This window comes from Acidimicrobiia bacterium (genome assembly GCA_009694375.1).
GTDB lineage: Bacteria > Actinomycetota > Acidimicrobiia > Acidimicrobiales > VFJN01 > VFJN01.
The window spans coordinates 1-13,067 of record SHVB01000011.1; the positions used below are offsets into that span (position 1 = coordinate 1).

Annotated in this window: 11 protein-coding genes; 6 read left to right on the forward strand and 5 right to left on the reverse strand. The window is 67.0% G+C overall.

Translation table 11 applies throughout. The features are described from left to right. Positions 1 to 231: SDR family oxidoreductase (locus EXQ71_08075; protein ID MSO87462.1), on the forward strand; the 231-nt coding region annotated here is incomplete at its 5' end. Positions 232 to 255: 24 nt separating this feature from the next. Here EXQ71_08075 and EXQ71_08080 read toward each other — a convergent pair. Beyond that, positions 256 to 1,080, reverse strand: coding sequence for an LLM class flavin-dependent oxidoreductase (locus EXQ71_08080; protein ID MSO87463.1), 825 nt, complete (start codon positions 1,078 to 1,080; stop codon positions 256 to 258). A gap of 30 nt (positions 1,081 to 1,110) precedes the next feature. On the opposite strand from EXQ71_08080, the gene EXQ71_08085 reads away from it, so the two are divergent. Beyond that, on the forward strand, positions 1,111 to 2,280 hold the full coding sequence (locus tag EXQ71_08085) for a hypothetical protein (GenBank protein MSO87464.1): 1,170 nt from the start codon (positions 1,111 to 1,113) through the stop codon (positions 2,278 to 2,280). A 563-nt stretch (positions 2,281 to 2,843) separates the two neighbouring features. Here the strand turns inward: EXQ71_08085 and EXQ71_08090 are convergent. Next, positions 2,844 to 3,398, reverse strand: a complete 555-nt coding sequence (locus tag EXQ71_08090; GenBank protein ID MSO87465.1) for a DUF1990 domain-containing protein — start codon at positions 3,396 to 3,398, stop codon at positions 2,844 to 2,846. Positions 3,399 to 3,477: 79 nt separating this feature from the next. Between EXQ71_08090 and EXQ71_08095 the strand changes: the two genes are divergently transcribed. The 4 genes from EXQ71_08095 to EXQ71_08110 all read left to right on the forward strand — a co-directional run bounded on the left by EXQ71_08095 (position 3,478) and on the right by EXQ71_08110 (position 8,726). After that, a complete protein-coding gene (locus tag EXQ71_08095) occupies positions 3,478 to 3,828 on the forward strand; it encodes a cupin domain-containing protein (GenBank protein ID MSO87466.1) in 351 nt (116 codons plus the stop codon). 87 nt (positions 3,829 to 3,915) lie between these two features. Beyond that, entirely contained in the window at positions 3,916 to 4,302 is a 387-nt protein-coding gene (locus EXQ71_08100; protein ID MSO87467.1) for a hypothetical protein, read from the forward strand. 69 nt (positions 4,303 to 4,371) lie between these two features. Further along, positions 4,372 to 8,196 (forward strand): TM0106 family RecB-like putative nuclease, encoded by a 3,825-nt coding sequence (locus EXQ71_08105; protein ID MSO87468.1) that lies wholly within the window; start codon positions 4,372 to 4,374, stop codon positions 8,194 to 8,196. Positions 8,197 to 8,291: 95 nt separating this feature from the next. After that, positions 8,292 to 8,726 carry a cupin domain-containing protein gene (locus EXQ71_08110; protein MSO87469.1) on the forward strand — a complete coding sequence of 145 codons (435 nt, stop codon included), beginning with the start codon at positions 8,292 to 8,294 and terminating at the stop codon, positions 8,724 to 8,726. 9 nt (positions 8,727 to 8,735) lie between these two features. Here the strand turns inward: EXQ71_08110 and EXQ71_08115 are convergent, their stop codons facing one another. From EXQ71_08115 to EXQ71_08125, 3 genes are all read right to left on the reverse strand, one after another. Next, positions 8,736 to 9,833, reverse strand: a complete 1,098-nt coding sequence (locus tag EXQ71_08115) for an HNH endonuclease (GenBank protein MSO87470.1) — start codon at positions 9,831 to 9,833, stop codon at positions 8,736 to 8,738. 454 nt (positions 9,834 to 10,287) lie between these two features. Then, on the reverse strand, positions 10,288 to 11,004 hold the full coding sequence (locus EXQ71_08120) for a hypothetical protein (protein MSO87471.1): 717 nt from the start codon (positions 11,002 to 11,004) through the stop codon (positions 10,288 to 10,290). 170 nt (positions 11,005 to 11,174) lie between these two features. Beyond that, complete coding sequence (locus EXQ71_08125) at positions 11,175 to 12,968, reverse strand: NAD(P)/FAD-dependent oxidoreductase (protein ID MSO87472.1); 1,794 nt, start codon at positions 12,966 to 12,968, stop codon at positions 11,175 to 11,177. Positions 12,969 to 13,067 lie beyond the last annotated feature (99 nt).

The following is a 13,067-nucleotide window of genomic DNA, read 5'->3' on the forward strand; positions in this document are numbered from 1 at the left end:
CCGGAGGGGATTCGGGTGAATGCGGTGGCACCGGGGCTGATCCTCACCCGCATGACTGAGGTGATGACCCAGTTCGACGGACTGGCCGATCCCTACCTGGCCCGCACCCCGATGGCCCGCTGGGGAAGCCCGGAGGATGTTCAGCCGGTCGTGGCCTTTCTGGCGTCGTCAGCGGCGGCGTTTGTCACCGGCCAGACCTGGAACGTCGACGGCGGTTACTCGGCCACCTGAGAGCGACGCGTCCCGGGGCGTTGGTTACGTGATGGTGGGCAGCACCTGGCGCACGAACGCCTCAACTTGATTTCGGCCGCCCGCGGGCCAGCCGCACACCAGGTAGCCGTAGCCGGCGTCGCGCCACTTGGCGGCGTGGCGACCAGCGGTGTCGAGGTCGTCGAGCGATAGTGAGCCGGCCCGCAGAATGGTGGCGGGGTCGCGTCCCGCCGCCGTGGCCAGTTCGTCGATCCGGCGGGAGGCGTCCTGCATGCTGTTCGGCGTGCCGAAGCCGTGCCACACGTCCGCGTAGCGAGCCACCAGGGGCAGGGTGCGCCTCGGTCCGTTGCCGCCGATCCAGATCGGCGGGTGGGGCGCCTGCACCGGGCGGGGGAGCACCTGGGCGTCGCGCAGCGACACGAGCTTGCCGTCGTAGGACACGACCTCGCCGGTCATCAACCGCGTGGTGATCTCCAGCGTGTCCTCGAGCAGGTCGAAGCGCTCGCTCGTGCTCGGGAACGGGATGCCGAGCTCGATGTGCTCCTTGTCGTGCCAGGCCGCGCCCAGCGACAACTCGAGCCGCCCGTGCGACGCGTGGTCGATGGTGACCATCTGCGTGGCAAAGATCGACGGGTGTCGGTAGGTGACGCCGGTGACGAGCAGCCCCAGCCGGATGCGTGAGGTGAGCCCGCTGAGGGCAGCCAGGGTGGTCACACCATCGAAGGCTTCCCCCGGGCCCTCGCCGTACATGGGCTGGAAGTGGTCGAACCCCCAGGCTCCGTCGAAGCCGAGATCCTCGGCGAAGCGCACCCGAGACACCACCTCATCCCAGGGCATCCGCTGTTGGGCCACATCGATCCCGAAGCGCATGGCTCTCAGTGGGTTCCGGTGACGAGGTACATGAGCCCGACCGTACCCGGTGCCCGCCCCGCCCCCACTCCTGGCCCCGTCGGCCTCCCGGTCATGCGCCTTTGGGAGCCATCCCGGGTGCGGTTCGGCGAGACTGATCGGGTGAACGGAACCGATCTGCTGACCGAGCGACTGCTACGCGTGATTGACGAGGGCCGCCGAAGCGCTACCTACAAGTTGGCGTTGCTGCTGGCCCTCATCGACGCGGCGGCCCTCTTCCCCGGGGCCAGCACGATTCCCACCCGCGAACTCGCCGCGCTGGTGCTGGCCAGTTATTACCCGCAAACCCGCATCTATGTCGCCAACGACGGGGTGGAACGAGAACTGCGCCAGATCAACACGAAGGGGTCGCCTCCGTTACGGGCCGCACTCCGGTTGCGCCTGAAGGGAGACGCTGCCGGTTGTCGCAACATCACCGAAGCCAAGGCGCGGATACCCGAGGAGTACGCGCGCGCGCTGGACGCGGTTGAAGACACTTTTGTGCGCTATCCGATCCCGCTGCTTCAGAAGGTCGGGACCACGACGATCCCGTTTCTCTACGCCATGGACTGGCCCGAAGGAACCTCGGTGGCCCGCTTGCGGCGCGAGGGCCGCGATGGCGTGTCCTTCTTGGCGGGAGTGGCCGATCGCCTGGTGGTGCTGGGGCCACTGCTTCGACCGCTGGTGGAGTTGCACTGGACTCGTGATGTGTCGCGCTGGACCGGCGTTGCCACCGAGGACGACCGCCTACGGGCGCATCTGTTTGGCACGGATCGAGTGGCGATGTCGAGGGTTCTCCGTTCGGGCCTGGCCGACCTCCAGGACGGGGCGTGCTTCTACTGCGGCGATCGTCTTTCGTCGGTAACACAGGTGGACCACTTCCTGGCCTGGTCACGTTGGCCGAACGATGCCGTGGAGAACCTGGTGCTGGCCGACACCTGCAATGGGTCCAAGAGCAATCACCTCGCCGCGAGTGAACATCTGGCCCGATGGTCGCAGCGCCTGGTGGGCCGATCCGAGGGGCTGGCGGATCTGGCCGCGTCGGCCCGCTGGGTGACGGACCCAACCCGCAGCCGGGCACTGATCCGCAGCACTTATGAGCACGTACCGGCTGGCACGCCGTTGTGGGTGAGCCGGGGCATCTTCGTAGCGGCAGAGGGCCCTATCGCCATCCCGCTCTAGCGGCGCGACACGCCCCACCGCTCTCGACGGGTCACCGCTGGTCCACACCTCCGAGCACGATGTGCCGCTTCAACAGCGGTGGTCTAGATCAGACGACCGCCAATGTCTGGACCCACTTCCAGGGAGTCCTGACCGCCGCACTGGAGCCAATGGAAGAAGACGAACTCCTGTTGATCACGTTGGAGTCCAGGGCGGATGACGATGACGGCGGTCGGGCCTCTAGCTGCAGGTCGCCGCAAAAAGCGGCCTTTTGTTCCTCAAGGTCTCCAGTAATGACTACCTCAGTGAGAAATACCAGCGCAGTAAGCACCACCAGGAATGCCGGTTGGCCCTGGGTCTTTCCTCTCTCGCCCTGATCGCTTCGAGCACGAACGCAGAGCGTCACGCACCGAGGTGGTGAAGGTGGCCAACGATGTTAGTGGGAAATCATCCGGCACGAGTTGACCCATGTCCTGCATCCCGCCGCAATTGCTCCGGCGGCACGTTTTCGCTGGTTCCGAGGAGCAAACCGGCTCCGGGGGGGCCATTGGCGCGCGGCCGCCGGTGTGCGACGGCAGCGGTGGTTAGCCCGCCGGTTGGGCCCACTCTTCGATGGCATCGAGGTATCCGGTGGTGGCCCGGCGTTGGAGCCAACGCGTCACGGGGCCACCCAGCCGCACGAGGAGCATGCCGGGCTTCGACACCGCGTCGATGTGGAACCGCACCACGCCGTCTTCCTGGGCGACGATGAAGGACTCGTACCCGCACTCGGGGTGGCCCGGCAGCGTGGCGTACACGAATCCGAATGTGGCCGGTTCGTTGATCACCCGCTCGATTCGACATGCCGCCGTCACCCACACGCCCCCTTGACGCGTCACCACGACCACCGTCTCTCCTACGGTGATCCCCACCTCTGCCGGAAACACTTCGACGCCCGAATTGCGGTGGGCCACCCACTGTTCCAGCCCGGCCCGGCCGCGCTCGAACGCGTCGGGTCCTGCTCCCACCACGCGAGTGCTGCGCTCCTGCCGGAACCCTGGGGCTGGTTGGTCCGCCACCACGCCGGTGACCGCCATCCCCAGCCGGTTCCGGCGATAGGCATCGATGGCGGCATCATCAGGGCGGCGGAGCGAGAGCATGGCTCCCCAGGCTAGGGCTCCACCCCCGGTACCGGCGATGTCTCTTGCCGAACTTCCGGGTGCCTGAGATAGTTGAGCGATGCGCTATCTCCGTGTGTTCAACGACGGTGATACCACCCGATTCTCCGACGAAGACATCACCTTCCACGATGCCGTGTTCGCCCCGCCCGCCCCTCCGCTGGGGGTCTCGGCGGCCTTCCCGGCCCGGGAGATGTTGTTCATCCAGTTTCCGGCCGGTTGGAGCGATCCGTCGCACCCCTCACCGGCCCGGCAATGGATGGTCGTGCTCTCCGGGCGCGGTGAGACCACCGCCGGTGATGAGACCCGCTCGTGGCACGCCGGCGACGCCATCCTCCTCGAAGACACCGCCTTCCCGGGCCACGGCACCACCATTCTGGACGACACGGTGATCGCGGTCGTCCGCCTCTGACCCGGCTCGTCGACCGGCCCTACCCACTCCATGCTGGGATTGGGAAGATTTCCCGCCCCTGTCACAGGCCGCCTCTACGATCCGGGGGTGACGCGCTTTGTGCACTCCGCCGATTGGCAACTGGAGATGACCCGCCACCTCCTCTCAGTGGATGCCCAGGCGCGCTTTACGGCTGCTCGCATCGATGCCATCACCGCCATCGGGCTGCTCGCCGAGGCCGCAGGCTGTTCCTTCGTGGTGATCAGTGGCGACGTGTTCGGGTCCAACCAACTTGCGCGTCAGGTACTGGTCCGCTCCCTCGATGCGATGAAGGCCACCCCAATGTCGTCTTCTACCTCCTCCCTGGCAGTCACGGCCCGCTCGACGCCGCGTCGATTTTCCGGTCGGAAACCTTCCTGGCGCACTGTCCCCCCAATGTCGTCACCCTCGATGGCGGCACCGAAATCCCCGTCGCTGAGGGCGTCACCATCGTGAGTGCACCGTGGCCGAACAAGCGGCCCCTCAGCGATCTCGTCACCGCGGCGGTCGCTCCGCTACGGGCTGATGGCACCCTCCGGGTGGCGGTGGGCCACGGGGCCATCGACACGCTTGCGCCCAATCCAAACGACCCGGCCCTCATTGTGCTCGCCGATGTGGAGGCCAGCATCGCCGATGGCCGAATCCACTATGTCGCCCTCGGTGATCGGCATTCCACTACCGAAGCGGGGGGCACCAAGCGCGTGTGGTACGCCGGCGCTCCCGAGCGGTACAGCGATCTGGGCAACGCCACGGTCATCCAACTCCCCTCCGGCTCCGTCGCTCTTGCAGAGACCCGCCGGTGACGACCCCACACCAACCGGAGTCCTGATGGATAACCCCAACGGGATACTGGTGGTGAACGCCTCTGACCTGGTGGGCCACCTCGCCTGCGGCCACCTCACCGAATTGAACCTCAAGGTCCTCGCCGACTCCCGCCGCGCCCCCCTTCGCGCCGACCCCGACCTCGACTTGCTGCAACAACGCGGCCTCGCCCACGAAGCCGCCTACCTCGCCCACCTACACGCCGAGGGATTGGGGGTGGTGGAGATCGCCGAACCCACCCAGAACCCCGACCACCTCGCCGCACTGCGCGAACGCGAGGCCGCCACCGTGGCGGCGATGAGGGACGGCGCCGACGTGGTCTTCCAGGGAACCTTCCTCGACGACACCGCAACGGTGGCATGGCGCGGGCACGTCGACTTCCTCCGCCGAGTGGAGCGACCGAGTGATCTCGGCGCGTTCGGCTACGAACCGGAAGACACCAAACTCGCCCGTCACGTGAAACCTTCCGCGGTCCTGCAGTTGTGCCACTACGCCGAACAGGTGGAACGCATCCAGGGCGTGGCCGCCCAACACATCCATGTGGTGCTCGGTGGCCAGAACCGCGAGACGATTCGCCTCGCCGACGTGGCCGCCTACTACCGAGCCGCCCGGGAGCGGTTTCTGCGGGCACTGGCGGAAGCCCGGGTCACCTATCCGCTTCCGGTCAGCCATTGCGACGTGTGCCGTTGGATCGAGGTGTGTGAGACGCGTTGGCACACCGACGATCACCTCTCGGGCGTGGCCGGGCTCCGCAACGAGCAAGCCCGCCGCCTCGAGGCCGCCGGCATCACCACCGGGGCGGCGTTAGCGGCGAGCCCCGTGGGCCTGCGCATCGCCGGCATCGGCGTGGGCACCCTGGCCCGATTGCAGCAGCAGGCCCGCCTACAGGCCGCCCGCGTCGAGGGCCAGCCGCCTCCGGTGGAACTGGCGCGGCCGCTCGAGCCAGCGCGCGGCCTCGCTCTGTTGCCCACTCCCAACCCCGGCGATTTGTACTACGACATCGAAGGCGACCCCTTCGTGGGGCACGGCGGAATCGAATACCTCCACGGGATCGCCACGATCCAGAACGATGCCCTCGCGTTCCAACCGTTCTGGGGCCACGACCCCGCCGGAGAACGCCATGCCTTCGAACAACTCGTGGACTTCATTGTTGAGCGCCGTCGTCTTTCTCCGAACCTGCACGTGTACCACTACGCCCCCTACGAGATCACCGCTTTGCGCAAGCTGATGGGCCGGTACGGCACCCGGGAAGCGGAAGTAGACGACCTTTTGCGCGGCAACGTGTTCGTGGACCTCTACCGGGTTGTGCGCCAGGGACTGGTGATCGGCTCGCCGTCGTATTCGCTGAAGAAACTCGAGCCGCTCTACATGCCCGCCCGCACCGGGGCGATCACGAACGCGGGCTCGAGCATCGTCGAGTACGAACGCTGGCTCCAGACCGGCGATCAGCAGATCCTCGACAACATCGAGGCCTACAACCGCGACGATGTGGAATCCACGTGGCTTCTGCACCGTTGGCTGGAAGCCCGCCGCGCCGAGGCCGTGGCGGGCGGCGACACGCTCGAACACCTCGAGATTCAGGAACAACACCAACCCGACGACGCCGGTGACCCCCGTGCTCGCGATGCGGAAGCCACCACCGCCCAACTCATCGACCAACTGCTCGACGGCATTGCCGATCCGCCCCGCAGCGGCACGGCGGCCACCGCCGTCACCAGTGATGTCACCGTGGCTGATCGGGCGGCCCGCGGGCTGATGGCGCACCTGTTGCGGTGGCACCAGCGCGAGGCCAAGCCCGCTTGGTGGAACTATTTCGATCGCGTGCAGTACAGCGACGACGCCGACCTGCGGGCCGACACCGAAGCCATCGCCGGGCTCACGGTGGTGGGCTCACCGCAACACGATGGGCAGTCGTTCATCTGGACCTACAAGTTCGACGCCGATCAGGAGCACAAACTCGACGTCGGCTCGGCGGTCCTGGATCCCGAGGTGGAGCGCCAAAACATGAGCTCGGTCGTACGGGTGCCGGGCCCGGGGAGGCTCGTGTCGCTGGATTCAGTCGACGGGCTGCTGTGCCTCCGACGCGGCGTGAACTCCATCGCTCCCCATCCCCGGGCCCTGATCCCCGGCAAGCCGATCTCTACCAATGAGCAACGAGCCTCGTTGCAGCGAGTGGCCGTTGCGCTGCTCAACCACGGTGTCCACGGCCCCGGTCCCGTGGCCGCCGGTCGGCGGCTTCTCGGTCGCCTCGCGCCCCGCATCGAGCGCCAACCGCCCGCCCAGGCCCTTCGCGCCGTCGGTGAGTCCGCCGAGGATGCCGCCGTTCGGCTGGTGGCTGGCCTAGATCAATCCCACCTGCCGATCCAGGGGCCGCCCGGCGCCGGTAAAACCTTCACCGCCGCCCAGGCTGTCGTGGCGCTCGTGGCAGCAGGCCGGACGGTGGGGATCACCGCCCACAGCCACAGCGTGATCAGTCACCTCCTCGACCGTGTGATGGATGAGGCCGCCGAACAGGGCATCAAGGTGCGGGCGATGCAGCGCACGACAAACGGTGCCATTCGCTCCACCAGAGACGGCGTCATCGCCGCCTTCCACATCGCCGATGTGGAGCAGGCACTGGCGGCCGAAACCGTGGATGTGGTGGCCGGTACCGGCTGGCTGTTCGCTCGCCAGGCAATGGCCAACTCGGTCCACACGCTGGTGGTCGACGAAGCCGGCCAACTATCACTGGCGAATGTGATCGCCGTGGCGCCTGCCGCCGAAAACCTCGTGCTGGTGGGCGACCCCTGCCAACTGGCCCAGCCCTCCCAGGGCGTGCACCCGCTCGGCGCCGAGGCTTCGGGCCTGGATCACCTCCTGGCGGGCGAGGCCACCGTTCCCGAGCATCTCGGACTCTTCCTCGACCGCACCTGGCGTCTCCATCCCGGCATTTGCACCTTCATCTCCGAACAGTTCTACGACCAGCGCCTGGCGCCCAAGGATCACTGTGCCACCCGTTCAGTCGACGACGGCCCCGTAGTGGGCGGCACCGGTCTCCGCTGGGCACCAGTAGGGCACGAAGGCAACCGTGTCTCCGCCCCGGATGAAGCCGTTGCCGTGGCCCGCATCGTGGGGGAACTCCTGGGGCGCCCCTGGACCGACGAGCACGGCACCCGCCAACCCCTCACGCTGACCGACATCCTGGTGGTGGCCCCCTACAACGCTCAGGTCCGACTTCTTAGTCACACGCTCCCCCCCGGGGCGCGAGTGGGCACGGTCGACCGCTTCCAAGGCCAGGAAGCCGCCGTGGTGGTGGTGTCTCTCACGGCGTCGAGCGCCCAGGCCGTGCCCCGCGGCATGGAATTCCTCTATTCGCGGCACCGGATCAACGTGGCCGTGTCTCGGGCCCAAGCGCTCTGCATCATGGTGGGCAGCCCGGCCCTGCTCGCCGCGCCGTGCCGTAGCCTGGAACAGATGCGCCTGGTGAATGCCCTGTGCCGCTACGTCGAACTGGCCGAGGAGATTTCTCTCCCCCCGGCACCGATCTGAACCGCCGGCGAACCTTGGCCGCTCACCCACGCGCTCAAACGGAACCCGGCGTAGGGTGGCCGAGTCAGGTTTCTCTGCAAAAGGTGGGCTGGGCAATGTCGAAGCGCGTGATCCTGGGGCCCGAGGAACGTCCTGAGTCGCTAAAGATCGGTGGGTTCACCGTTGCCGTGCTCGCCAGCGGCCACGATACGCAAGGCTACGAAATGTTCCATACCGAGGGCCCGGCTGGCACCGGTCCCAGCCCGCACTCGCATCCCTGGGACGAGACGTTCTATGTCCTCAACGGCCCGGTTACCTTCGGGGTAGGCCAGGAGGAGATCGTGGCGGAGTCGGGAACGTTCCTCAACGTGCCCGGCGATGCCATTCATTGGTATCGGTTTGGTCCGGAGACAGGGTCGTTCGTATCGGTCACTTCCGGAACATCTGCCGCGCCGATGTATCGGGATCTGGCCGCCATCGAATCGCCGGATAAAAGTCTCTACATTGAAACGGCGGCTCGTCACGGACAAACCCGGCGCGAAGACGGCTGATCGGCGGGGCTAGGACTCACAGCCGATGCCGTCCTTGTCGCGTCCATCGAAGCGGTGAGGGTCCGGTGGGCGCACCACGAAACGCCGGAAGGTGATGTCGCCGCAATCCAAGTCCGGGGGCGCCGGGGGGATGCACACCGTGGGGTAGGACGGATCGCACCCGCCTCCGGCGGCAGGGGGAGCGGCCATGGGCGCAGGAGCCGGAATGGGAACGGGCACCGGCAGGCTCGTCGGTGCTGCGGTGCCGGTGCCGCAGCCCCGCAGCATGTTGCGCAGCGCGCTGATTTCGGCCGCGTCGGCGGTGAGTTGCCACCGCGCCTTCACCGTGATCCAGTCGGCGGCGTACATGCACCACGCATTGCGGTTGGGCGGTTGCCACCGGGCCGGGTCGTCGGCCCCCTTGGACCGGTTGGTGGCCTGGGTCACCGCCACGAGGGCCCCGGGGTGGTCCAGGTCGTTGGCAAAGGCCTGACGACGCTCCGACGACCACGTTGCTGCCCCTGATTGCCACGCCTCAAACAGCGGCACCATGTGGTCCACGTCCAATTCAGAGGCATCGTCGGTGGTATAGCGGTCGTAGATGGACAGCCAGTCGCCAGCGAGCACGAAGCAACCCACCGGATCGATCTGGGCCGGGGTGATCGATTCGGCCCGCAGTACCTCGCCACGGGTGTCGCAGCCGTTGCCGTCGGCGTCGATCCAGTGGTCGAACAGGCTCCGCTCGTAGCCGGTCTCCGGGCCCGCCGGAGCCACCGACAAGGTGGCCAGCAGGGTGTCGATGCTGAAGACCCCCAAGCCGAAGGTGGTGAGCCCGCCGGTGACGGCGGGGCGCACGGCGAACGCGCCAGGAATGGCCGGGCGCTCCGGTTCCACCGCCCTCGCTTCGGTGCTGGTGGTGCTCCTGATCCGCTCGTGGGTGGTGGTCGGGTTGGCCGGGCTAACGCTGGTGTTGCTGGGGTTGGCCTGCACGGTGCTGTCATTGCCGTTTGTGCTCAGCACCACTGCCGCCGCCACGAGCGCCACCACCGCCGCCACCGAACCCCAGATCGCTCGGGTGCGCGCTTGGGGGTCTGTCATTGCCATGCGTCCCGGCCCGGCCGGGAGCATCTCGGCTCCGAGTAGCCATGAGTTGCGGCTGATCCTCGAACCGATGGCGCTCGAACGAGCCGTGGCGACCGGCGACGCCGGTTACCGCAGGCACGGCGAGGAGGCGTGGAGCTCACGCAGGTGACCGTAACGGCTTCCGCCCCGGATCGCCGAGCAGGCGAGCGGTCACCCGGTCGACTCGGTCCATCGCGCCCTGCCCGCGCCGCCACCCGGCGAGGAGAATGGAGCCGAGGATCGAGACCGACACCAACGCCCCGGGGCCGGGATCGGGAGGCCCAGGGGGCCGGAGTTATGGAGCGCCTCGCCGCTGGTGAAGGCGGCGCCGGGTGGGACCTACAGGCCCTAGCCGAAGCGGCGCGCACCAGGAAAACAGCGGGTTCGCCTCAGAACTGGTGGACCGATTTATGGGGTCCGGACAGAGGGTGAGTGTGAAGCCGCAGGTCAACGTGGCGGATCAACCGGCCGGCGTTCGTCGTCGGCGGAACCACACGACGGCGATCGCAACGGCCACGGCACCAACCATGACGGCTACTGCTCCGGGAATGAACGGTGAAACGCCTTCGTCGGCTTTATCGGCGGAACTGCTACGCGGCGGGCCTGGCTCGGAACGGGCGGCCGCGCTCACCGGCGTCGTGGGGGGTGGAGTTGAGTACCACGCCGCCAGTCCTCCGACCGGAACCGGCTCGGCGTCAGCGACGGTGCCGGCCACCTCGTCGGTTCCGATTGCGAGCGTGAACCGTGCGGGCGCGCCGCCGGTCACGAGATAGCGATAGATACCTGTGGTCGGTGCGATCTCGCGTACTGACGCGATGCGGAAGTAGCTGGTCTTCGAGAACGGTTCGTCGAAGCGCTCCCGGAGCGAGGATGGGATCCGCCGTTTGGTGCCGTCCGGCAGGATCAGGGTCAACGTAGGTAGCTCGGTGGCCTTGAGCGATGTCTCGGGTTCGAGCGCGGGGATCAACAATTCCGCAACGAGCGGGTCGCCACTAGTGAGGTTGGCTCGTAGCCCGCGGGTCGCCTGGGGCCGGTCGAGCGTGGAGTAGACAGCGAATGAGACCTTGCCGTTCTCGAGGATTGGCCCATGGGCGGGATCGGCATCCTGGTCAGTGAGAAAGACTGGTTGGTGGGCAAATGCTGGTGTGGCCAGAAGGAGCAGGCCAACGAGGGTCATGAATAGCCATGCTGCGGGCGCGCCCCGACGTCGCTGCCCGCCCCGTGCCGGGGCTGATCGCCTAGCCATGAGGGGCAAGACCGATGAGGCGCGAGGGGCCAATCCATGTTTCCACGTTTGTTTTCTACACTGCTGAGAGCTTTCCGCCTGGGCCCGGGCGGTCGGAACCTCTAACGGAACTCGAGGCCCTCGAAGGTACCGGTGGTGCGCCATTGCTCGAGATACTCGAAGTAGGCGCTGGCCCCCAGGGGGTAGCCCACTAACAGTTGGGCGTCTTGCGCCCGCGGCTGCCCCTCGTTGTTGTAATAGCCCGGGGTGCAGTCGGGGGAACCAAGGATGCCGAAGCCCCCCGGGCCCGAAAGGAGGAGTTCAATCCAGCTGTCCTCGGCCGCCTGGGTTACCTCCACCTCGTCATGGCCCCCCGCCAGAGCCTGAGCCACGATCAGGGCGATGGTCTGGCCCGCCTCGGTGAGGTTGTGGGGCACGTTCGAGATCAGGTTGGCTCCCTGCGTGGGCTGCACGAAAAAGGCGTTGGGAAAGCCATGCACATGGGTTCCGTGCATCGTGCGCATGCCATCGGCCCAATAGTCCGAGAGCCGGAGGCCATCGCGACCGATGATGTCGTAGCCGGCCCGACGGGTGTGGTCGCGACCCACCTCGAAACCCGAGGCGTAAATGATGCAGTCCACCGGATATTCCACCCCGCTCACCACCACGCCGCCGGCGGTGATGCGCTCCACACCCTGGCCGTCGGTGTCGAGCAGGTGGGTGCCGGGCTCGTTGAAGGCGGCGAGATAGTCGTCGTGAAAGCACGGCCGCTTGCACAATTGTCCGTACCAGGCCTTCAGCTGCTGGGCGGTTTCCGGATCCTGCACGATCTCGTCCACCCGGTTGCGAATTTCGCTCATCTTCTCGAAGTCGGAGTCTTCGTAGGCCGCCAGCATTCCCTCGGGGGTGAACTCCTCGGCGGGAAGGCTCATCATCTTGCTGCGCACGCGGCGGGCGAGGTCGGTCCATCCGTCCATCACGAGGTCCTCCTCCACCATGCCGCCGGTCTGGTTGGCGGTGAAGTTGTGGAGCCAACGGTCTTGCCATCCAGGGGTGTTGATGGTGGCGAACCATGCCGGATCGATCGGGTGGTTGGCCCTTACATCCACCGACGATGGCGTGCGCTGGACCACCCGCAGCTCCCGGCACGCCTTGGCCAGGTGGGGGACACACTGCACGGAGGTGGCGCCGGTGCCGATGATCGCCACTCGCTGGTCGGCCAAGTTGGTCATCAGGGAACCGGAAGGATCGCCGCCGGTGTAGTCGTAGTCCCACCGGCTGGTATGGAACGAGTGGCCCTCGAAGTCTTCGATGCCGGGGATGCCGGGCAGTTTGGGAACGTGCAGCGGGCCAGTGCCCATACCGAGGAACTGGGCGGTGAAGTCGTCGTCGCGATTGGTGCGGATGATCCACACGGAACGCTCGCCATCCCACTCCACGTGGGTGACCTCGGTATGGAAGAGCGAGTTGCCGTAGAGGTTGAACTGGGTGCCGATCCGCTGGCAGTGCTCGAGGATCTCCGGGCCGTGGGCGTACTTCTCGGTGGGCATGTGCCCGGTGGCCTCAAGAAGGGGCAGGTAGACGAAACTGGCCGTGTCGCACTGCGCTCCGGGGTAACGATTCCAGTACCACGTGCCGCCGAAGTCGCCGCCTTTCTCGATGATGCGCACGTCCCCGACGCCCGCTTCGGTGAGCCGCGCCCCCGTCACCAAGCCGGCGAAGCCTCCACCGATGAAGGCCACGGTTACGTGGTCCGTGCGGGGGGCTCGCGGCACCAATGGCATGTACGGGTCCTGGGCGTAGTGGGCCAGTTGGCCCTTCAGTTCCAGATACTGATCGTTACCATCGGGGCGACGGCGCTTGTCTCGCTCCAGGGCGTACTTCTGCCTGAGGGCTTCCTTCTCCAGCGCAGCCATAGGGGGAGTCAAGACGGTTTTTAGCCGGACAGTCAAGAAGCCAGTGGCCGTGGTGCGACGGCCCAGGGAGACGGTAAAGCCGTTATCTAGGCTAGGGGC

What these genes read in the sequence shown, in the direction of transcription:
- EXQ71_08090 (MSO87465.1), bottom strand. Translation starts at nt 3,398, where the DNA reads ATGCTCTCGCTCCGCCGCCCTGATGATGCCGCCATCGATGCCTATCGC.
- EXQ71_08095 (MSO87466.1), top strand. Translation starts at nt 3,478, where the DNA reads ATGCGCTATCTCCGTGTGTTCAACGACGGTGATACCACCCGATTCTCC.
- EXQ71_08115 (MSO87470.1), bottom strand. Translation starts at nt 9,833, where the DNA reads ATGCTCCCGGCCGGGCCGGGACGCATGGCAATGACAGACCCCCAAGCG.
- EXQ71_08120 (MSO87471.1), bottom strand. Translation starts at nt 11,004, where the DNA reads ATGACCCTCGTTGGCCTGCTCCTTCTGGCCACACCAGCATTTGCCCAC.
- EXQ71_08110 (MSO87469.1), top strand. Translation starts at nt 8,292, where the DNA reads ATGTCGAAGCGCGTGATCCTGGGGCCCGAGGAACGTCCTGAGTCGCTA.
- EXQ71_08125 (MSO87472.1), bottom strand. Translation starts at nt 12,968, where the DNA reads ATGGCTGCGCTGGAGAAGGAAGCCCTCAGGCAGAAGTACGCCCTGGAG.
- EXQ71_08105 (MSO87468.1), top strand. Translation starts at nt 4,372, where the DNA reads ATGGCACCCTCCGGGTGGCGGTGGGCCACGGGGCCATCGACACGCTTG.
- EXQ71_08085 (MSO87464.1), top strand. Translation starts at nt 1,111, where the DNA reads ATGAGCCCGACCGTACCCGGTGCCCGCCCCGCCCCCACTCCTGGCCCC.
- EXQ71_08080 (MSO87463.1), bottom strand. Translation starts at nt 1,080, where the DNA reads ATGCGCTTCGGGATCGATGTGGCCCAACAGCGGATGCCCTGGGATGAG.